This window comes from Terrabacter sp. P5_B1 (assembly GCF_056400505.1).
Genome location: NZ_JBFULD010000009.1, coordinates 11,579 through 32,240, shown reverse-complemented (window position 1 = coordinate 32,240; position 20,662 = coordinate 11,579). Strand labels below are relative to the sequence as shown.

The following is a 20,662-nucleotide window of genomic DNA, read 5'->3' as shown; positions in this document are numbered from 1 at the left end:
CGCCGACGGCATCGCGCGCCTTCGGTCCACCTACGCACCCCACGGAAGGGTGACCACCCATGTCTGACAACCCGATGCAGCTCCTCTGCGACCCGGCGGCCGGGGACGACGAACGCCTCGCGGCCCTCCACGCAGCACTGGTCGAGCGCGCCTCGACGGAGTCCGCCGTCGACGCGACCTACCGCGTCGTCGACTCCCCCGTCGGCTCTCTCCTGCTCGCGGCAACGGAGAACGGAGTCCTCCGCGTCGCCTTCGAGATCGAGGACCACGACCGCGTCCTCGAGTCGCTCGCCGCGTCCGTCGGATCGCGGATCCTCCGCGGTGGTCACCGGCTCGACCCGCTCGCCCGCGAGCTCGACGACTACTTCGCCGGTCGCCGGCACGGCTTCGACGTCCAGCTCGACCTGCGGCTCGCGCGGGGCTTCCGGCTCGCCGTTCTGCGCCACCTCAGCTCGATCCCCTACGGCTCGACCGAGAGCTACGCCGAGGTCGCCGTCGCATCGGGCAGCCCGAGAGCGGTCCGCGCGGTCGGCTCGGCCTGCGCGACGAACCCGCTGCCGATCGTCGTCCCGTGCCACCGCGTCGTCCGCTCGGACGGCTCCCTCGGCGGCTACCTCGGCGGTCTGCCCACCAAGGAGCGCCTGCTAGCCCTCGAACGAACCGCTGCCTGACGGTGATCGGGTGGCACGATCGGGGGCATGCGCCCAGGAGACCGCTCGTGACCTGGCCCGTGCGTGCGACCAGGGTCGTCTACGAGAACCCGTGGATCCGGGTCCGCGAGGACGCCGTGACCCGACCCGACGGGAGCAACGGCATCTTCGGTGTCGTCGAGGTGCAGCGGCCGGCGGTCTTCGTCGTGGCGGTGACGGACGAGGACGAGATCGTCCTCATCACCGTCGACCGACACACCGTCGGCCCCTCGGTCGAGGTCCCCGCGGGTGGCACCGACGGCGAGGATCCGCTCGTCGCTGCGCGGCGCGAGCTCGGCGAGGAGACCGGGCTCGTCGCGGGCGAGTGGCGGCAGGTCGGGGCCATGAACGCCCTCAACGGGGTCTGCCGTGCGCCCGAGGTGGTGTTCCTCGCGACGCGGCTCGAACCAGCGCCCGGCGCCGCCGACGACGTGGCCGCCCGCCACGAGGAGGGCATCCGAGACGTCTGTCTTGTACCGGTCGCCGACGTGCTCACGCTCGTCGCCGACGGCACCATCACCGACGGTGAGACGATCGCCGCGCTCATGTTCGCGCTCGTGGCGTTGGGCCGCGTCGCCTGAGCGCGGCCGTCTCGGCGGCCAAACGGCATACGCCATCAGGCGGATCGGGCGCCCCGTGGAACGGTTCGGGGTGCACCGGTGTCTTGGGGTGTAGGGGACACTCGGACCCTGACGACACAGACCGGCGGGAGCCCATGAGACGGAGGGACGAGGCCGCGTTCCGCACGTTCGTGCAGGAGCGGCAGACGATGCTTCGCCGACGCGCTTACCTGCTCTGCGGCAGCTGGGCCGACGGCGACGAGCTCGTCCAGGAGGCCCTGGCGCGGGTCTACGTCGCGTGGCCGCGCATCGCCACCGGCGCCGAGACCGCCTACACGAGACGCACCATGATGAACCTCTACCTCAACGACCAGCGCAAACGGCGCCGCGAGGTCCTCACCGACGAGACCCCCGAGCCGCCGACGACCGAGCACGACCGCGAGCTCGCGATGACCCTCACCGACCTGCTGCGCGACCTGCCCGAGAAGCAGCGCGCGGTCCTCGTCCTCCGCTTCTGGGAGGACCTCACGGTGCCCCAGATCGCCGAGTGCACGGGCGTCGCCGAGGGCACGATCAAGAGCCAGATCTCCCGCGGGCTCGCCGCCCTGCGGGACCGTCTGGCCGAACCACCACTGACCGGGGCAGGAGCTTTTCCATGAGCGACGACACGACACGGCCTCGGGGCGCGGCTCCGGAGGAGGGCGAGCTGCAGCTGCGAAAGGCGCTGTCCACCATGAACGACCTCGAACCACCTCGCGACGACCTCTTCGCCCAACGGGCCCTCATGCGCGGCCGCGCGCGCACCTCCCGTCGTCGCGCCACCCTGCTCGGCGCCGCAGCCGCGTTCGTCGTCGCGGGGGCCGTCGGCGGCACGTGGGTGGCCACCAACCACGGCTCCTCGACGAGCGCCGCCACCGCGGGGGCGCCCGCGGCCCAGAAGGACTCGTCGGCCACCGACACGGGCAGCGGGGCCCGCAGCCCGCAGTCGCTCTCGGGCACCGCGACCCCCGGCGGGCCCGGCGTGGCCTCGTCCGTGCCGTCGGCCCGCGACACCAACCAGTGGTTCGGCACCCTCTCGACGCGACAGACCAACGCCTTCGACGCCATCGAGCCCACCGTGGCCTCGCGCTGGCCCGACGTCTTCTCGGGGGCGTATGCCGTCGACGCCGCGGCCTCTCACGTGGCCGTCGTGGTCACCCGCCACGACCCCGCCCTCGAGGCCTTCGTGGCGGGCGCGATGCCGTCCCCGACGGACGTGCAGTTCGTCGTCATGAAGCGTTCGCTGGCGGAGAAGCAGAAGGTGGCCGAGGAGATCGTCGACCAGCGAACACTGTGGCGCTCCAAGGGGATCGAGATCGTCGCCGTGACGCAGGACGCCCGCGGCGACCGGGTCGTCGTGCTGGCCGACGAGGGCTCCTCGCCCGGTCTCATCGCGCAGCAGTACGGCGACATCGTCCGCGTCGTGCCGTCCACGCCGGCAGCGACGGGCAAGCTGCCCGACGGGAGCACGCTGCCGCCGTTGCGGCGCTGAGGGGCGCTGAGGGGGCGCGGCTGAGCCGACCTCGCGTCGGCCGGCGCGGTTAGGCTGCTCGACATGGAGCAGCCGACCCCTCCGCAGGCACCGATCAGTCCTCTCGACGCGCTGCGCCGGATCTGCTTCCTCCTCGAGCGCGGCCGCGAGAGCAGCTACCGCGTCGACGCCTTCCGCAAGACCATCGAGGCCATCACCCTGATCTCCGACGACGAGCTGCGCGAACGCGTCGAGGCTGGAACGCTCAAGCAGATCAAGGGAGTCGGTGACTCGAGCGCAGCGATCATCGGCCAGGCCGTGCGAGGGGTCCTGCCGGCATACCTCGTCTCGGCGGAGGAGAAGCACGGCGAGCCGCTGACCCGAGGCGGCGCCGAGCTGTATGCCGCCCTCCGCGGTGACCTGCACGCGCACTCCAACTGGAGTGACGGTGGCAGCCCCATCGAGGAGATGGTCCTCGCGGCCGTCGAGCTCGGCCAGGAGTGGATGGCGCTGACGGACCACTCCCCGCGCCTCACCATCGCCAACGGGCTGTCCCGCGAGCGCCTCACCGACCAGCTGAAGCGCGTCGACGCCATCAACGCGAGCCTCGGCGACGCGTTCACGCTGCTCAAGGGCATCGAGGTCGACATCCACCTCGACGGCACGCTCGACCAGGACGACGACATGCTCGACCAGCTCGACGTCGTCACCGCCTCGATCCACTCGAAGCTGCGTCAACCCTCGTTCGAGATGACGCCACGGATGGTCGCGGCCGTGCGCAACCCGCACACCAACGTCCTCGCGCACTGCACGGGCCAGCTCGTCACCGGCGGGCGCGGCAAACGGCCGCCGTCGCAGTTCGATGCGGAGAAGGTCTTCCGGGCCTGTCTGGACCACGACGTGGCGGTCGAGATCAACTCACGACCTGAGCGTTGCGACCCGCCCGACGAGCTCATCGAGCTGGCGCGCGACCTCGGGTGCCTCTTCACCATCGACTCGGACGCGCACGCGCCCGGCCAGCTCGACATGAAGTCGTTGGGCTGCGAGCGCGCCGAGCGCCTCGGCATCCCGGCCGAGCGCATCGTCACGACGTGGCCGGTCGACGAGGTCCGGGCGTGGGCCAAGGGCTGACCTGACGACCCGCCGCTGGGCGTCGGAGGCCGATTTGGACGGTGCCAGAAACTCCCATATAGTTTCGACGTCCCAACGGATAGGTCGGGCAGGTCCCCATCGTCTAGCGGCCTAGGACTCCGCCCTTTCACGGCGGCAGCACGGGTTCGAATCCCGTTGGGGATACGCAGTACAGTTCGACACGCACCACCCAGTAAGGCCCCGTAGCGCAGTTGGTTAGCGCGCCGCCCTGTCACGGCGGAGGTCGCCGGTTCGAGCCCGGTCGGGGTCGCTTCACGTCAGAGGCGCCGCTCTCAGCAGAGAGCGGCGCTTCCGTCGTTTCGGGGACCGGCGCGTCTCCTAGGGTGGGCGCGTGCAGATCGCGGTGCTCGACGACTACCAGGGCGTGGCCCTGACCAGTGCCGACTGGTCACCCGTCACCGACCACCCCAGCACGCCGTGCACCGTCGAGGTCTTCCGCGACCACGTGAGCGAGCCGGACGCCTTTCTTCGGCGGCGTCGTCGAGGACGTACACGGCATACCTCGACGGCTCCCCGATCCGCCTGCTTTGAGACGAGATCGGGCGCGAGATCGGGCACCCGGTGCGCCCTGACGACGCCAGGTGCGCGATCTCGCGCCCGACCTCACCCGTCCCGACGGCGTATGCCGGGTGGCCGGGTCACGCTCAGCGGTGGCCGGCGCGCAGGACGAGCTCCAGCTCGAAGCGCACCTCGGGGTCATCGAGCGCGTCGCCGAAGAGCTCCTTGAGCTGCGCGACCCGGTAGCCGACGGTCTGCTGGTGCACGAACAGCTCCTCCGCGATCGGCGCCCGCTGCCCCTGGTGGCGCAACCACGACAGCAGCGTCTCGGTGAGGCGTTCACGGACGGCGGGCCGCAGCCCGTCGAGAGGCGCGAGGCGCGCGCGGGCGAGGTCGTCGGTCGCGAGCGGCTCGGCGTGCACGACGAGCTCGGCGAGGTGGTCCTCGACCCAGACCGGGGGCGTGTCGCGGTCGGACTGGTCCGGCCCCGGCCCGATCCCGTGCGCGCCCGCAGACGTGGCGAGGYGCAGGGACTCCCCGGCCTGCTGCCACGGTCGGGGTGGGCCCACGATCGCACGGCGCCCGCGCAGGGCGCGCTCCAGCTCGCGCCGGCGGCCCGAGCGGCTGGCGAACGGGAAGACGATGACCACATCGGTGCCCCGCTCGGCGACGAGAGCGTCCGGCCCCAGGGCTGCGCGCAGCCCGTCGACGTGCGGGAMCGGCACGAGCGCGACCCCGACGACTTCCGGCAGGGTCCACCCGACGGCCGCGGCGAGGCGTGGCACCCCACCCTCGCTCGAGTCGCCGCGCAGGATCATCTCGAGCAGCTCCGCCCGCAGCCGCACCTGCTCGCCGGCTCGCTCGGACTGCTCCTGCGCATAGCCCTGCGCGCTCGCCGCCGACAGCTCGTCGATGTAGGCGAAGAGCGACTCCCCGAGCGCGAGCAGCGCGTCGGGCGGCATCTGCGACACGTCCACCGTGCGTGAGATGGCCCGGAAGGTGACGCGCGCCCCGTAACGGTAGGCGGCGAGCAGCGACTCGAGGCTCCGGCCCGAGCGCACCTCGCCGCGACCGAGGCTCTCATAGACCCACTTGCCGTCCTCGGACAGGGCCGGGAGGCGCGTGCCCGGCAGGTCGAGGAAGCGGTTGAGCGCGATCGTGACACCCTGGCGCACCCCCTGCCCGAACCGTCCCTCCATGGGCATCGCATAGACGGGGACGTCACGGGGTATGCCATCGATGATCGCCTCGACGATGTCCTTGACGACGGGGCGCAGCACTGTGGACACTTCGGCGGGAAGAGACAACCACGGTGGGTCAGATGTGTCCTGTGCCACGTCGTCCTCCGGCAAATTGTCGTGACGCAACAGTTTCTCCGGTCAAAGAGTACGCCTCACCCCAAGATGCGGAGGGGCTTCGGCCTCGAAGATGGAACCATGACCCAGATCAGAGCTCTCCGGCGTGTGGCGTCGCTCCTGACGACCCCGCTCGCGCCCGAGGACATCCTCAATCTGGTGAACCCGCTGTCCTCGGCGCGCCAGCTGCGCGGCGTCGTCACCAGAGTGGTCCGTGAGACCCCTGACTCGACGACGATCCACTTCCGCCCGGGTCGCGGCTGGAACCCCCACGCCGCCGGCCAGTGGGCCCGCATCGGTGTCGAGATCGACGGGGTGCGCCAGTGGCGCAGCTACTCGCTGTCGGCTGCCGTCGGCCACGACCCCGCGATCACGGTGACCGCCATCGGCTTCGTCTCGACCGCCCTCGCGCGCGACACCAAGGTCGGCGACATCCTCTTCCTCGACACTCCCCAGGGCGACTTCGTGCTCCCCGAGCACCCGCGGCCGCTCCTGATGCTGACGGCCGGCAGCGGCCTGACGCCGGTCATGTCGATGATCCGCACCCTCGTCCCGCGCCGCCCCGACGCCGACGTCGTGCTCATCCACTCGGCGCGCACCCGCGACGAGGCCCTCTTCCACGACGAGCTGCTCGAGCTCGCCGACCAGTTCCCCGGCCTCACGGTCAAGCACTGGTTCACCCGCGAGGAGGGCAGCCGCCGCCTCGACCTCTCGGACGTCACCGACCTCGAGACGCTCTGTCCCGACTGGCGTGAGCGGGCGGCATACGCCTGCGGGCCCACGGAGTTCCTCGACGCGGCCACCGAGCTGTGGCTGCGCGACGGTGACGACGAGACCCACCACAACCTGACCATCGAGCGTTTCGCACCCGTCCTGCTGGAGGGATCCGGCGGCGAGGGCGGCCTGCTGACGTTCGAGAAGTCGGACAAGGAGACGGAGGTGGGCGGCGACGTCCCCCTCCTCGAAGCCGGGGAGGAGTGCGGCGTGGTGATGCCCAGCGGGTGCCGCATGGGCATCTGCCGCAGCTGCCTCGTCCCACTCGTCGCCGGGAAGGTCCGCGACCTGCGCACCGGTGAGGTGCACGGCGACGAGGGCGAGCTGATCCAGACCTGCGTCAACGCCGCTGCCGGACCCGTCCACCTGGACATCTAGGAAGGGAAACACCCCATGACCGCCACCACGAACCGACCGACGACGACGCCCACCGGCGTCGCCGACGCTGTCGGTGCCGTTGCAGGCACCGCCACGACGACCCGGCCCAAGAAGCCGGTCCTCGCAGCGTCCGGCGGACCCGTCAAGCGCCCGAGCGCCGCCGCGCACCTGTCCGACGCCGACGTCGAGCGCCTCGGCCAGGAGCTCGACGCCCTGCGCGACCGCATCATCTCGACGCGCGGCGCCAAGGACGCGGCCTACATCCGTCGCGTCATCCGCGTCCAGCGCACGCTCGAGGTCGCCGGCCGCGCCACGCTGCTGCTGTCGAGGAAGAAGACGGCGTTCGTCGCCGGGACCGCGATGCTGTCCGTCGCGAAGATCCTCGAGAACATGGAGATCGGCCACAACGTCCTGCACGGCCAGTGGGACTGGATGCGCGACCCCGACATCCACTCCACGACGTGGGAGTGGGACTTCGTCACGCCCGCCGCGGCGTGGAAGCACACCCACAACGACCTGCACCACACGTGGACCAACGTGCTCGGCAAGGACAAGGACGTGGGCTACTCCACCCTGCGCATGGCCGAGGAGCAGCCGTGGCGCCCGGTCAACCTCCTCAACCCGGTCATCAACGGCATCCTGGCTCCCTTCTTCGAGTGGGGCATCGCGATCTACGACCTCGAGCTCGAGGCGGTCAAGGACGGCGAGAAGTCCAAGGAGGCCCTCAAGAAGGACCTCAAGGCCGTGGGCCGCAAGGTGGTGCGCCAGTTCACCAAGGACTACGCCGCGACGCCGCTCGCCGCCGTGCCGTTCGGCTCCGGCAAGCAGGCCCTCCTCGGCACCTTCACAGCCAACGCGATCCGCAACGTCTGGGCGCACTCGGTCATCTTCTGCGGCCACTTCCCCGACGGTGTCGACGTCTTCACCGAGGAGGAGATCGAGGGCGAGACCCGCGGCGACTGGTACATCCGCCAGATGCTCGGGTCGGCCAACATCTCCGGCAGCAAGCTGATGCACCTCATGACCGGCAACCTCAGCCACCAGATCGAGCACCACTGCTTCCCGGACCTGCCGAGCAACCGCTACCACGAGGTCGCGGTCGAGATGCGCGAGATCTGCCAGCGCTACGGCCTGCCCTACACGACGGGCCCGCTGCCGAAGCAGGTCTACCAGGCGTGGGCCAAGGTCTTCCGTCTGGCACTGCCGAACCGCGCGAAGCCGCTGCCCAAGGGCGCCGTCAACGCGGCGGTCCCGCCGCGGCGCGTCTCGCTGCCGGTCGCGGCCAGTGTGGGGTGAGTCCCGTGTCGGGTGACCTCGAGGCCGCGGGCGTGCCGACGGCGGCCTTCTTCGACCTCGACCGCACCCTGATCCGGGGGTCCGCCAACTACCCGCTGGCGATCGCCGCCTTCCGCGGCGGTCACGTGCCGTGGAAGGACCTCGTCAAGGACACCGTCAACGCGATCTCCTTCCACCGCAAGGGATCCACCGACGAGGGCTCGGAGGCTCTGCGCGAGCGCATCCTCCGGGCCGTCGCGGGCATCCCGCAGTCCGACATCATCCACCTGACCGACGCGATCGTGCCGGGCATCGTCCGCAAGGCAATCCCGGCCTCGATGAGGCTGCTGGCGGAGGCCCGTGCGGCCGGGCATGACCGGATCGTCGTGTCGGCCTCCCCCATCGAGCTGGTGAGCCGCATCGCGACGGCGCTCGGCCTCGAGGGGGCCGTCGCCACGCGCAGCGAGCTCGACGACGAGGGCCGCTACACCGGCCACCTCACCGGCGAGTTCTGTTACGGCGCCGGCAAGGTCATCGAGATCGAGAAGCTCGCTGCCGAGCGTGGCTACGACCTCTCACGGTGCGCCGCCTACAGCGACTCCATCAGCGACCTGCCGATGATGGAGCGGGTCGGCACTGCCGTGGCGGTCAACCCCGACGGTGAGCTGCGCGAGCTGGCCCGGGAGCGCGGCTGGCGCATCGTCGAGGTCGGCCGGAAGCGCCACTGAGCCGTATGCCGTATGCCGTGGCGGGTGCGGGGGTCACCAGGAGGTGTGGAGGGGCCGCCCCTCGGCGAAACCGGCGGTGCTCTGGAGCCCGACGACCGCCCGCTCGTGGAACTCCTCCAGACTCTGCGCACCGGCATACGTGCAGCTGCTGCGCAGGCCGGCGACGATCTCGTCGATGACGTCCTCGACGGACGGACGCGACGGGTCGACGTACATCCGCGCCGTGCTGATCCCCTCCTCGAAGAGGGACTTGCGCGCGCGGTCGTACTCGGTGTCGGTGGCCGTGCGGTTGCGGACCGCTCGGCTGCTCGCCATGCCGAACGACTCCTTGTACTGGCGGCCGTCGTTGTCGGTGTAGAGGTCTCCGGGCGACTCCAGGGTGCCGGCGAACCATGACCCGATCATGACGTTCGATGCACCGGCGGCGAGCGCGAGGGCGACGTCGCGCGGGTGACGGACACCACCGTCGGCCCAGACGTGCTTGCCGAGCTCCCTTGCGGCCGCGGCACATTCGAGCACCGCCGAGAACTGCGGGCGACCGACGGCCGTCATCATCCGCGTGGTGCACATCGCGCCGGGGCCGACGCCGACCTTGACGATGTCCGCCCCGGCCTCGATGAGCTCCCGGGTGCCGGCGGCCGATACGACGTTGCCGGCGACGACGGGGACGCGCGGGTCGAGGGCCCGCACGGCCCGCAGCGCCTCGATCATCTTGTCCTGGTGGCCGTGGGCGGTGTCGATGACGAGGACGTCGGCGCCGGTGCCGAGGACCTCGGCGGCCTTGGCCGCGACGTCGCCGTTGATGCCGACGGCGGCAGCCACGCGCAGGCGCCGGTCGTCGTCGACGGCAGGTCGGTAGAGGCCCGCGCGGATCGCGCCGCCCCGGGTGAGGATGCCGACGAGCTCGCCGTGCTCGGAGACAACCGGAGCGACCTTGCGGCGCGCCGCGGAGAGCCGCTCGAAGGCCTCCTGCGGGTCGAGGCTGTCGGGGAGCACGACCATGTCCTCGTGCATGACGTCGTGCACCTGCGTGTAGCGATCGACGCCGGTCAGGTCCTTCTCGCTGACGATGCCGACGGGCTTCGGGCCGTCCACGACGACCGCGACGCCGTGGGCACGCTTGCCGATGAGCACGAGCGCCTCGCCGGCCGTCATGTGCCGCTCGAGCGTGATCGCCGTGTCGTGGACGAGGTGGCGCGACTTGACCCAGCCGACGACGTCGCGGACCACCTCGACGGGGATGTCCTGGGGGATGACGGCGATGCCGCCCCGGCGCGCGACCGTCTCGGCCATGCGGCGCCCGGCGATGGCGGTCATGTTGGCCACGACGAGCGGGATCGTGGTGCCGGACCCGTCGACCGTCGAGAGGTCGACGTCGAGACGGCTCGTCACGGACGAGCGGCTCGGCACCATGAAGACGTCGTCGTAGGTGAGGTCGAGCTGGGGCTGGAGACCGTTGAGGAACTGCACGGTCACCAACTCTAGGCGCMCGAGGCGGCCGAACGGCACGCGACGGTGTCACGACGGAGGGCGCGGAACGGCATACGCCCGCGGCGACGGCATACGCCCGTTTCTCCTGTGGCGGACGAACCGCGGGAGGACGATGGACGGTGGGCGCGCTTGCGCCCCGGATCGATTGGGGAACGCCATGACGGATGCGCCGCACGTGTGCTTCGACCGGATCCTTCCCAAGGACCTGATGCGCCCTCACCGGCGCGTGCGCGGCCCGGACGGCGCGGATCGTGCGATCTCGCCCATCGGCAAGGCGTGGATGAACGGCACGACCCTCAAGGTCCGCTTCCTCGAGGGCGCCCCTGAGCAGCAGGCGAAGGCCCGCGAGCAGGCTGCCTGGTGGCAGGCCGCGTGCAACATCGCCTTCGACTTCGGGGACCACCCGGACGCCGACATCCGAATCTCCTTCGACCCCAACGACGGCGCGTGGTCCTACGTCGGCACCGACAACAAGGGCATCCCGAGCAACGAGGCGACGATGAACCTCGGCTTCCTCGACGGCGGCACGGCCGGGCACGAGTTCGGCCACGCCGTCGGGCTGGCGCACGAGCACTCGAACCCCGAGGGCGGGATCCAGTGGAACGAGCCCGTGGTCATCGCCGCGCTCGCGGGACCGCCGAACCGCTGGGACGAGGCGAAGGTGCGCCACAACGTCTTCATGAAGTACTCGGTCAACCAGATCAAGGGGACGCAGTTCGACCCCGACTCGATCATGCTCTACGCGTTCCCCGCGACGTGGACGCTCAACGGCGTCGCGACCCATGCCAACGACGTCCTGTCGTCGCTCGACAAGGCGTTCGTCTCCGGGACCGCGATGTATCCGCGGTCGGCGCCGGTCGTCGGGGACGCCGTGACGCTCAGCGTCGACGGACCGAAGGTCGACGCCTCGATCGGGGCGGCCGGCGAGGAGGACCTCTACGCCTTCGACGTCGCTAGCGACGGGCTCTACGAGGTGACGACGCGCGGCTCCACCGACGTCTACCTCACGCTCTTCGGGCCCGACAGCGCCACGCACCTCGTCGGCGAGGACGACGACGGCGGCTACGGCGTCAACGCGCGCGTGCGGGCCGGCCTGACGCCGGGACGCTACGCCGCCCAGGTGCGCCACCACGCGTCGAGCGGCACCGGCGCCTACTCGATCAGCGTCCGCCGCCGCTGAGGACCGCGACCCTCCACCGAGGGCGTATGCCGTCCGGCCGCCGTCCGCCCGCCATCCGCCCGCCATCGGGCGGCCTGCGCCCTCGCGCTTCGCCTCCGGCGTAAGGCGTTGACCCGGGTCTGTAATCGAGTAATGCTGATTACATGATTACGAACGAAGCACTGGAGCGGGTGCGTGGCTGGTTCGTCGGCCGCCTCCCGGAGGAGTGGCGCAGCACGCCACCCGAGATCACCGTCGACCGCGAGGAGATCACCGTCGTCCTCACCGTCACCGACGTCGACCTGCCCGACGGGTCGAGCGCCGCCGAGCGCGACGAGGCGCGCGCGGGCCGCACCAAGGCCTTCCGCGAGGACACCCGCGGCCGCCGCATCGAGATCGCTCGCGAGGCCGAGCACCGTTTCGAGCGCAAGGTGTCCTGGGCCGTGCGCGTCGGCGATCGCACCGAGCTGTTCACCCACGTCGCGGCCCCGGCGATGACCCGACTGCGCCAGCCGGAACGACGCGTCCTCGACACCCTCGTCGACGCCGGCGTGGCCCGATCCCGCGCCGAGGCGCTTGCCTGGTGCGTCAAGCTCGTCGGCCAGCACGAGAGCGACTGGCTCGGGGAGCTGCAGGAGGCCATGTCACGCGTCGCGGACGTGCGCACCAAGGGACCGTCCGCGTGACGCCGGACGGTTTGCGGGAAGGGGCAACGGGTCGGCTATAGTTCCACTCGTTGTCCCGGCCAGGTAGCTCAGTTGGTACGAGCGTCCGACTGAAAATCGGAAGGTCGGCGGTTCGACCCCGCCCCTGGCCACCACCCGAAACCGTAGGTCAGAACCCTCTGACCTGCGGTTTTGTCGTTCCCGGCGTCGGCGACGCCGGCACCGCAATGTCGACGCGAGTGACCCTGAGTGGCCGCGACACGCCGAGCATCGCCGGGAGTTATCGCACGAGTTATCGCACGACGTCTCGACGTCAAGGCATACGTTCACCGCCCATCTTCTGTCGCCCGCGGCGATGCCTTTGACTGGCGCGGTCCCCGGGTAGTGCTCCAGGTGAATGGCTCGTGCGGCCCTTGTCACCGCGCACAGCGATGAGGCCGCCGCGACGGAGCCGTTTTGTCTAGTTTTGTTCACTCGACTGACGTCGTCATTCCTCTGGCGTAACCTCCCCATCGAGGATGTCCCGACAACACGCGGAGTGAAGGAACGTCGACAGGGAACTTGTCGGCGGGCGCCGGGACCGGCAGTCCGAGATAGTGTGCTGCAACCACAAGCTCAGGCGGATGGTAAAAACGGAACCTGACGGCACGGTGGTGGCCACGGAGGTCAGGATCGAAATGTCATGGGCGACACAGGGGGAAATGGTTTTCGTGGTCCAGCTGCTTGGGGTGGCAAGGTGATCCTTGGGCTCGGCCGGCAAGAATCCAGCCGCGGCGCGTGCTTCGCTCTCGAATCGGCCCATTCGCATCTGGCGGTGGGTAGGCGCCCATGAAGTCAATCGATGCGCCTCCCGATCCGGCCCTACTCGAGTCCATGAGATCGATCGGCTACACCGTGGAATCGGCTGTAGCGGACGTTATCGACAACTCGATCGCAGCAGGTGCGAGCCAAGTGGACGTCCTCGTCAGCGCCGACGGCCCCTTTCACCTTGCCGTGATCGACAATGGTCGCGGCATGACTCGTCCTGACGCCGTGAACGCCATGCGCTTGGCGGTCGTAAGCGCAACCAAGTCGCGAGGGCCCGAGGATCTTGGCCGGTTCGGGCTTGGGCTGAAGACCGCTTCGCTGTCCCAGTGCCGAACCCTGACCCTCGTGACGAAGGCGGAAGGAACTGTCACTGCCCTGCGGTGGAGCCTTGATCACGTCATGACCACCGGGAACTGGGCGCTCATCGAGCTGGAGATCGCAGAGGTCAAGGGCCTCCTAGGATGGCGTGACCTTGACGCGGCGATCTCAGGGACGCTGGTGCACTGGGGCGACTTGGACCAACTCGCCATGACGGAGGGAGGCGAGCAGGAGGATCTAGACACGGTCGCGCTGAGAGTGCGAGACCACATCGCGCTGGTCTTCCACTTGTTCATCGCCGGTGACGGAGCCCGGAGGGTCGCCTTTCGTATGAACGGGGGAGCTATTGCTCCGCTCGACCCATTCATGTCGACCTCACCGAAGATCCAGCGCACTGAGTGGGAGCCGATAGACGTCGAAGGGGAGACGGTGCGACTGATGGCGTTTACGCTGCCCTACCTCAACAGGCTCTCGGCAAAGGAACGCGACAACGTCCTGAGGCTTGGCGGGCTGCGTGAAACGCAAGGCTTCTACGTCTATCGAGGTGGTCGTCTGGTCATCTGGGGAACCTGGTTCCGAGTGATGCCCCGGAGCGAGATGGCCAAGCTGACGCGCGTCCGGGTTGATATCCCCAACTCCTTAGACCACCTATGGGCCCTAGATGTCAAGAAGTCGACGGCGGCGCCGCCCCCGAAAGTCCGGAACCGTCTGCGAGAGCTCGCGAGGACCATGACGCTTCCCGGGGAGCGGGTGCAAAAGTTCCGTGGCCGCAAATTGAGCACTCCGCTGAACATCGACTACGTGTGGAATGTATTTGAGGACGCTACTTCGTTCCGATACGAAATTAACTCGGCGCACCCGACGATCGAGGCCTTCAAACAAGAACTGTCGGAGGCTCAGCGGGTGCGGTTCGAGCTGGTGCTCGACGACATCCAATCCACCTTCCCGGTCATCGATGCGCACAACCGGATGAGCAGCGACCGGATACCCTCGCTCACTCCCAGCGACGAGGACCTGTTGAAGCGCGCGGAGAGTTCTTGGGAGCTTATGCGGGAGCACGGGCTACCTGTCGACAACTTCATCGCAGGGCTCGCCAGCGCAGACCCGTACTGCGAGGTGCCGAACTTCGCTCACATCATGAAGGAGCGGCTTACGCCATGACCGCCACCGACCACAAGCCGGAGTCCGCCCTGCTGAGCCCCGGCCTTGAGGGCGCCGTCACGATTCTTGTTGACACGATTGTCGTCCGACATGGCACTCCGGCTCCGCTCAGCGCGGCTGAGGAAACCATCGAGTTGATGCGACCCGCCATCGAGAACATGTTCCCGGAGTCGGCTGATCCGCTGGTCTTCAAGCTCTTGGCGCGCACGGCGATCCAACGCATTGCCGTGGACATCGAGCCACCGGTGGTCATCAAGACCCACTACCAGCCATGGTTCGTCGACGCGGTGACCTCCGGCGAGATCCAGCTCGCCCGTTGGTACTCCTACAAGCAGCACCTGATGATCGACAAGGGATTTCCCCCCCAGGTGCTTGATTCCATCGATCAGTCAAGCAGTGAGGTGGTCGACCTCCTCGGCGATCCCCGGCAGCAAGGGACGTGGAAGCGCCGGGGTTTGGTTATCGGCGAAGTTCAGTCAGGGAAGACGGCCACCTACATCGGCATCGTGAACAAGGCGGCCGACGCCGGCTACAAACTGGTGGTCCTGCTCACGGGCGGCACTGAGTCCCTGCGGAAACAGACTCAGTTCAGGGTCGATGAGGGCTTCCTCGGCAACGACTCCTCTGTGGTCGGTCACGACAAAGCGTTGGGCGTGGGCCGTCATGCCAAGGAGAAGTTCCTACGGGGTCAGGGGATGACGACATACGCCAAGGACTTCGTCGAGACGTCTCTCGGAGGCCAGAACGTCCAGATCGATCCCAACGCGGATCACCCGTATGTGTTCGTGATCAAGAAGAACAAGACTCCCTTGACGAACTTGATCAAGTGGCTCTCTGGACAATTCGACGGGTCGCAGTTCGACATCCCCATGCTCGTCGTCGACGATGAGTCTGACTACGCCTCAGTGAACACGAACTACGGCACGGCCGGCGACCAGAGCCCCACTCTGATCAATCAGAGGATTCGTGAGCTCCTTGCCCTCACCACCCGGTCTTCGTACATGGCCTTCACGGCCACGCCTTTCGCCAACGTCTTCATCGACCACGCGTCCTTTGATGAGGCCCTCATGGACGACCTCTTCCCTCACCACTACATCTTCTCCCTCTCCGCACCGTCCAACTATGTGGGGGCCGCGAGGTACTTCGGAACGACGGAGAATGCGCTCTCGGCGGCGCTCGTAGACATCACCGACGCCCACGATGTGTTCCCGCCCAAGCACAAGTCCACCTTGTCGGTTCCGACCATGCCCGCGAGCTTGGAGGAGTCGATACGATCCTTCGTCGTTGCCAGCGCGATCCGCTTGGCGCGAGGAGACAAGGAAAGTCGCTCGATGCTTGTGAACGTGTCGAGGTTCAAACACGTGCAAAATCAGGTCCACGAGCTCGTGACCGCCTACTTCGCCCGAATCAAGAACGCCATCGAGCTCCATGCGCAACCACCCGTCCGAGGCGCTGACAGCCACTCGCAGATCGCGGCGCTCGGGCACACGTTCAATGTCCACTTCAGCGACGCGGGCGTCAGCTGGGAGCAAGCCAGGGACAAGCTCCTCGCGGTGGTCATCGACACCACGGTTGTGCTCGTCAATTCGTCCCGGGACAAGGGCAGCGACGACAAGCTGCACAACATGATTGCGGTCGGTGGAGACGTGCTGTCTCGAGGACTGACCCTCGAAGGCCTGACTGTCAGCTACTTCTACCGGATTGTGGGATCGGCTGACACACTCCTTCAGATGGCCCGTTGGTTCGGTTATAGGCCCGGGTACGAGGATCTTGTCCGCATATGGATCAGCCCTGACGTGTCAGACCAGTTCCGCTTCGTCGGCGACATCTGCCGGGAATTGACGGATCAGGTGGCAACGATGCGCGACCTTGGACGCACCCCGGCAGACTTCGGACTCATGGTGCGCAAGCACCCGGAGAGTCTGGCCATCACCGCCAAGAAAGGGGTGGCCGAGACGAAGTCGATGGTCATTTCGCTGTCCGGGCGACGTATCGAAACCACCAAGATTCCCGCCGCGGAAAATATCCTCGAGGGGAATTGGGCGGCCGTCCTGAAGTTCTTGGAGGAGATCGACTCGGTCAGCCCCGGCGTATGGGAGCAGCCCGACCTGCAGTTCAAGGGCAAGATCGGCGTCCCGAAGGAGCAGATTGCACAGCTGTTGGCTGAGTTCCGCTATGACCGAGGCAACCTGATCATGGCCAGTTCGTTGGACAAGATCCTCAGGGACCAATCGGGCCCGGTCTTCCAGAACTGGACTGTCGGCGTGGTCCACGGGAGTGGCACGGATCTTCAGCTGCTTCCGGGCTTGGCGGTGCGACAGCCGAAGCGCGCTGTTCGCCACTCGAACGACGGCATCTCCAGTTCCTTCCGAGTCTCCGGGAGTTCTGCTCGCTTGGCCGGTAGCACAGACCTGGCTCGCACCTACAGTCACGATGGGGAAGCCCTGACAGAGCCCGACGTTTATGCCGACCTGCCCAACCCGACACTTCTCATCTACCCTCTCGAACCCAGTTTCGACGGCGTCCAAGCGAAGGCGATGCTCGGGGAGGCCGGCGCGGAGGAGGAATTGCAGCGCGCTCAGGCGGCGTGGGCGTCGGTACAGGCGCGTGACGTCGCAGGTCTCATGGCGCTGAAGCTTGCGATTCCGGGTAGGCCGGGCTCGAAGGCGGGGGATGTCAAGTACTGGCTGAATGGGCCCGCCATCGAGGAATTCGCGGAGGATTACAACATCAGTGCTTTCGACGCCGACGACTTGGACGAGTGAAATGACTCTGATCGACGTGTGGCGCGAGTATCTGACGTCATCTGACCATGGACTGCACCTCGCCGACGCCGGACACCCGCTGCAGATTTTCGTGGGCACGACTGAAGCCGGGGAGGCGCGGATGGTCATACGGTCCGGGGCGAAGCCGCCTAGGCCGCAACTCTCGGATGTAGTCCTCGTCGAGCGGCGCCAAGACCAGGGCAACAAGTGGAACCTCGTGTTCACACTGCAGGACCGGAGGTTCGACGAAGTTCTCCTCCGCCTCGCAGACGACGTGCACGCTCGCTCGGCTCTCGCGTCAAGCGAGGCGGCAGCGTTGGACCGCGTAGGAGTCGTCATCGGTGAGTGGCGCCGGCTCCTAACGGCCCGCCCGACCAAGCGATTGTCCATGGAGGAGCTGCGCGGTCTGGTAGGGGAATTGTGGCTCCTGCTGGGTCGCTTCAGCGCGGCGCATGGCATCGCTGGCGCCGTTGAAGGCTGGCTAGGCCCTATGGGTCTTCCGCAGGACTTCTTCTTCGCCGCCGACGGACATCACGAAGTGAAGGCCATTGGTCCTGGCACCGTCCGACTGAAGGTCTCATCGGAGCATCAGCTAGACGTCGAGGATCTGCAACTACTTGTGCTGCTTATCTCGAACTCCGATGAGGGCGCCCTGCGGGCGGTGAACCTCGTCCAGCTCGTGCATCGCGTTCGGAATGGTCTGACCTCCTCCGGCGACAGCGCGGAAGGCTTCGAACAGCGCTTGTCTCGGCTCGGGGTGGACTTGACGGACTCGTTCTACGAGGAGACGCACTTCGTGGTTTCCCGGGTCTCGTCCTACGCGGTCGCCCCGGACTTCCCGGCCATCCGGACGTCGAAGATCCCTGAGGGTTTGAGCCGCGTTAGATATCAGATCGACCTGTCTGCGATCGCGCCCTTCTGCACCCACGAAGAGACGGTGAAATGACATGGACGTCGAAGAGTTCCGAGCTGATCTAATCAATCGCGCCGCCACACGCGCCTCGGTCGATGGGGTCTTCACCTCGGACGCCTTCTTGGAGGAGGTCTGCGACCTGATGGTCGGTGCGAGCGAGGTCGGCTACGTCGATCGGCTGTCCTTCACCGGTTGGGGTCGACGTCGTCAATCCTTGGCAGTACATGGATATGCACATGACGAGCAGGATCGATCGGTCTCCTTGTTCGTTCAGCACTTCACCGGAGGCGCTGCTACGCCCACCCTTACGTACACCGACGCGTTGGCGTCCTTGCGGGCCTTGGAGCAGTTTCTCAAAGAGGCACTGTCCGGAGATTTCATCGTCGACCGCGAGCCAGCCTCGCCGGAGTACCAACTGGCCCAAACCCTGCGCGAGCTGCACGAGCTCGGTGCCCGTCACGTCGAGCACAAGGTCAGCCGCTTCCGGCTCTACCTCCTCACGGATTCGGTTCTCAGTTCGCGCGCCAAGGCTGTTGAGTCGAGTTCCGTGAACGAAACCCCAACCGAGTTCCACATCTGGGACATGACGCGCTTCCATCAGATCCACGAGTCCGCGCAAGGACGCGAGGCTCTGGAGCTGCCGCTCCGGGAGTGGGGTGTGGCAGGAATCCCAGCATTGCGTGTCAAGGACAGTTCGCGGGACATCACTACCTACCTGGCTGCTGTCCCGGGTGGCCTTCTCGCCTCGTTGTACGCAAAGCACGGCAGTAGGTTGCTCGAGGGAAACGTACGGTCGTTCCTGACGATCCGCGGGAAGATCAACCGCGGCATAAGGGACACGGTGATGCGGGAGCCCGGCCACTTCCTTGCCTACAACAATGGGATCAGCGCCACTGCCTCCAGCGTCCAGTACTGCGATGGCATGATCACCGACATCACCGACCTCCAGATCGTCAACGGCGGGCAGACGACAGCCTCCCTCTTCTATGCGACCCAAGCCAACCGAGACGCGTCTTTGAAGGACGTCTTCGTGCAGATGAAGCTCGTCGTCGTGTCACCGGAGGAGGCCGTGGAGATGGTCCCGCTCATCAGCCGGTACGCCAATAGTCAGAATGCCGTTCGAGAGGACGACTTCTTCTCCAACAGCCCGTTCCACGTCATGATGGAGGGACTCTCGAAGAAGGTCCTCGCTCCGGCGCGGACTGGCGTGAACTTCCAGACGAAATGGTACTACGAGCGGACCCGCGGTCAGTACCTGAACGAGCGAAACCGTCGCTCGCTGGCTGAGCAGAAGAAGTTCGAGGCAGAGTTTCCCCGCAACCAAGTGATCACCAAGACCGATGCGGCCAAGTACGTCGTTTCGTGGGAGCAGCAGCCACACCTCGTGAGTGCGGGTGCCCAGAAGAACTTCAAGGCATTCGCGAGCGTAGTCGCCGACAAATTTCAGAAGGACCCCGGGCACTTCTCGGATGGATACTTCAAGCGGCTCGTGGCCAGGGCCATCTTGTTTAACACGGTCAGGTCGGCGATCGCGAAGGCGGACTGGTACGAGTCGGGATATTTGGCGAACCTGACCGCATATGCGGTCGCAAAGCTGGCTCGCGAGATCGGACGCGAGCCGCGTGCTGCATCCTTCGACCTCCTTACGATCTGGGAACGCCAGCAGGTGGGGCCGGCGATGCTTGCCGAAGGGGTCTCTATCGCGCGCCTCGCCTTGGACGTCCTCACGGGGAATGACAGGTTCGTTGTGAACGTCACCGAGTGGGCGAAGCGTGAGGCTGCCTGGAAGCGCTTGGCAGATACGCCCTACAAGCTGAGTGAGACGTTCTTGGGTGAGTGCCTTCCCATCAGGCTCAACGCTCAGGGTGAACGTGAAGTGACCCTAAACTCTCGCTTCGACCCCTCGGTGGAGGCTTGGCTCCATGTCGAGGAGATCGAGGAGTCCACGTGGCATGACCTATACGCTTTCCTGCGGAAATCAGCTGCGACCAACCTGAACACGTTGGAGAGCCGCCTTCTCACAGAGATGACCAGGGGACGTCGCGCAGTCATGGACCTCACCGGATCCAGAGTCCTTCTCGGTGCATATGTGAAAGGGCTCAACGCCGGCTGGCAGGAACCATCGTGACCGACCGGGCATGGATGGCCATGATGCGAGGTCACCCCGGATCACGGCGTAGACGACATCAGCGACTTGGCGGGCCAAGTAGGGCGTACGGCGTTACCCACCTACTGGTAGCGCTGCTTTCGACACTCGAGCTTGTCGCGAACGAGTAGACCCGCGACCGGTGAGTCCCTCGACGCTGCCTATCCACGTCGGTCAACATCTTCGTGTGGCGAGATTCGACTGGACGTACGACGAGGTCGTCCTTGCAGCGAGCCTCGTTGCACTGAACGCGTACCGGGGCCTGCGGGTGACCAATAGCAAGGTCGTCCAGCTGTCGGAGCTGCTCAGAGCCGCGCC

16 protein-coding genes and 3 tRNA genes are annotated in these 20,662 nt (G+C 67.2%); 17 read left to right on the top strand and 2 right to left on the bottom strand.

Annotated features, from left to right (window positions below; translation table 11 throughout):
* Positions 1 to 59: 59 nt before the first annotated feature.
* The 7 genes from AC1DP0_RS01740 (at position 60) to AC1DP0_RS01710 (ending at position 4,161) form a co-directional block, all read left to right on the top strand.
* Positions 60 to 671, top strand: a complete 612-nt coding sequence (locus AC1DP0_RS01740; RefSeq protein WP_478082173.1) for a methylated-DNA--[protein]-cysteine S-methyltransferase — start codon at positions 60 to 62, stop codon at positions 669 to 671.
* Between the two features lie 47 nt (positions 672 to 718).
* Positions 719 to 1,270 carry an NUDIX domain-containing protein gene (locus AC1DP0_RS01735; RefSeq protein WP_478082172.1) on the top strand — a complete coding sequence of 184 codons (552 nt, stop codon included), beginning with the start codon at positions 719 to 721 and terminating at the stop codon, positions 1,268 to 1,270.
* A gap of 134 nt (positions 1,271 to 1,404) precedes the next feature.
* A complete protein-coding gene (locus AC1DP0_RS01730) occupies positions 1,405 to 1,908 on the top strand; it encodes a SigE family RNA polymerase sigma factor (protein ID WP_478082171.1) in 504 nt (167 codons plus the stop codon).
* Positions 1,905 to 2,780 carry a hypothetical protein gene (locus AC1DP0_RS01725; protein WP_478082170.1) on the top strand — a complete coding sequence of 292 codons (876 nt, stop codon included), beginning with the start codon at positions 1,905 to 1,907 and terminating at the stop codon, positions 2,778 to 2,780. Before AC1DP0_RS01730 ends, AC1DP0_RS01725 begins: the two co-directional genes overlap by 4 nt.
* A 63-nt stretch (positions 2,781 to 2,843) precedes the next feature.
* Entirely contained in the window at positions 2,844 to 3,890 is a 1,047-nt protein-coding gene (locus AC1DP0_RS01720) for a PHP domain-containing protein (protein ID WP_478082169.1), read from the top strand.
* A gap of 92 nt (positions 3,891 to 3,982) precedes the next feature.
* A tRNA-Glu gene (locus AC1DP0_RS01715) sits at positions 3,983 to 4,055 on the top strand.
* Positions 4,056 to 4,087: 32 nt separating this feature from the next.
* Positions 4,088 to 4,161: transfer RNA gene (locus AC1DP0_RS01710), tRNA-Asp, on the top strand.
* A gap of 394 nt (positions 4,162 to 4,555) precedes the next feature.
* Here AC1DP0_RS01710 and AC1DP0_RS01705 read toward each other — a convergent pair.
* Entirely contained in the window at positions 4,556 to 5,746 is a 1,191-nt protein-coding gene (locus AC1DP0_RS01705; protein WP_478082168.1) for a PucR family transcriptional regulator, read from the bottom strand.
* A 99-nt stretch (positions 5,747 to 5,845) separates the two neighbouring features.
* Between AC1DP0_RS01705 and AC1DP0_RS01700 the strand changes: the two genes are divergently transcribed.
* Genes AC1DP0_RS01700 through AC1DP0_RS01690 form a run of 3 tightly spaced genes read left to right on the top strand, consistent with a single transcriptional unit; the run spans position 5,846 to position 8,919 of the window.
* Positions 5,846 to 6,916 carry a ferredoxin reductase gene (locus AC1DP0_RS01700; RefSeq protein WP_478082167.1) on the top strand — a complete coding sequence of 357 codons (1,071 nt, stop codon included), beginning with the start codon at positions 5,846 to 5,848 and terminating at the stop codon, positions 6,914 to 6,916.
* 15 nt (positions 6,917 to 6,931) lie between these two features.
* Entirely contained in the window at positions 6,932 to 8,212 is a 1,281-nt protein-coding gene (locus AC1DP0_RS01695; RefSeq protein WP_478082166.1) for a fatty acid desaturase family protein, read from the top strand.
* Between the two features lie 5 nt (positions 8,213 to 8,217).
* Entirely contained in the window at positions 8,218 to 8,919 is a 702-nt protein-coding gene (locus AC1DP0_RS01690) for an HAD family hydrolase (RefSeq protein WP_478082165.1), read from the top strand.
* A 33-nt stretch (positions 8,920 to 8,952) separates the two neighbouring features.
* On the opposite strand, the gene AC1DP0_RS01685 is transcribed toward AC1DP0_RS01690, so the two are convergent.
* Positions 8,953 to 10,389 carry a GuaB1 family IMP dehydrogenase-related protein gene (locus tag AC1DP0_RS01685; protein ID WP_478082175.1) on the bottom strand — a complete coding sequence of 479 codons (1,437 nt, stop codon included), beginning with the start codon at positions 10,387 to 10,389 and terminating at the stop codon, positions 8,953 to 8,955.
* A 178-nt stretch (positions 10,390 to 10,567) separates the two neighbouring features.
* On the opposite strand from AC1DP0_RS01685, the gene AC1DP0_RS01680 reads away from it, so the two are divergent.
* From AC1DP0_RS01680 to AC1DP0_RS01650, 7 genes are all read left to right on the top strand, one after another.
* Positions 10,568 to 11,590: a M12 family metallopeptidase gene (locus tag AC1DP0_RS01680; RefSeq protein ID WP_478082164.1), complete on the top strand. Its 1,023-nt coding sequence runs from the start codon at positions 10,568 to 10,570 to the stop codon at positions 11,588 to 11,590.
* A 143-nt stretch (positions 11,591 to 11,733) separates the two neighbouring features.
* Positions 11,734 to 12,255, top strand: coding sequence for a hypothetical protein (locus AC1DP0_RS01675; protein WP_478082163.1), 522 nt, complete (start codon positions 11,734 to 11,736; stop codon positions 12,253 to 12,255).
* Between the two features lie 57 nt (positions 12,256 to 12,312).
* Positions 12,313 to 12,389: transfer RNA gene (locus AC1DP0_RS01670), tRNA-Phe, on the top strand.
* Positions 12,390 to 13,107: 718 nt separating this feature from the next.
* Positions 13,108 to 14,520 (top strand): ATP-binding protein, encoded by a 1,413-nt coding sequence (locus AC1DP0_RS01665; protein WP_478082162.1) that lies wholly within the window; start codon positions 13,108 to 13,110, stop codon positions 14,518 to 14,520.
* Complete coding sequence (locus AC1DP0_RS01660; protein WP_478082161.1) at positions 14,517 to 17,285, top strand: Z1 domain-containing protein; 2,769 nt, start codon at positions 14,517 to 14,519, stop codon at positions 17,283 to 17,285. Before AC1DP0_RS01665 ends, AC1DP0_RS01660 begins: the two co-directional genes overlap by 4 nt.
* A gap of 1 nt (position 17,286) precedes the next feature.
* On the top strand, positions 17,287 to 18,231 hold the full coding sequence (locus tag AC1DP0_RS01655; protein WP_478082160.1) for a PD-(D/E)XK motif protein: 945 nt from the start codon (positions 17,287 to 17,289) through the stop codon (positions 18,229 to 18,231).
* 1 nt (position 18,232) lies between these two features.
* Entirely contained in the window at positions 18,233 to 20,326 is a 2,094-nt protein-coding gene (locus AC1DP0_RS01650; protein ID WP_478082159.1) for an AIPR family protein, read from the top strand.
* The last annotated feature ends 336 nt before the right edge of the window (positions 20,327 to 20,662 follow it).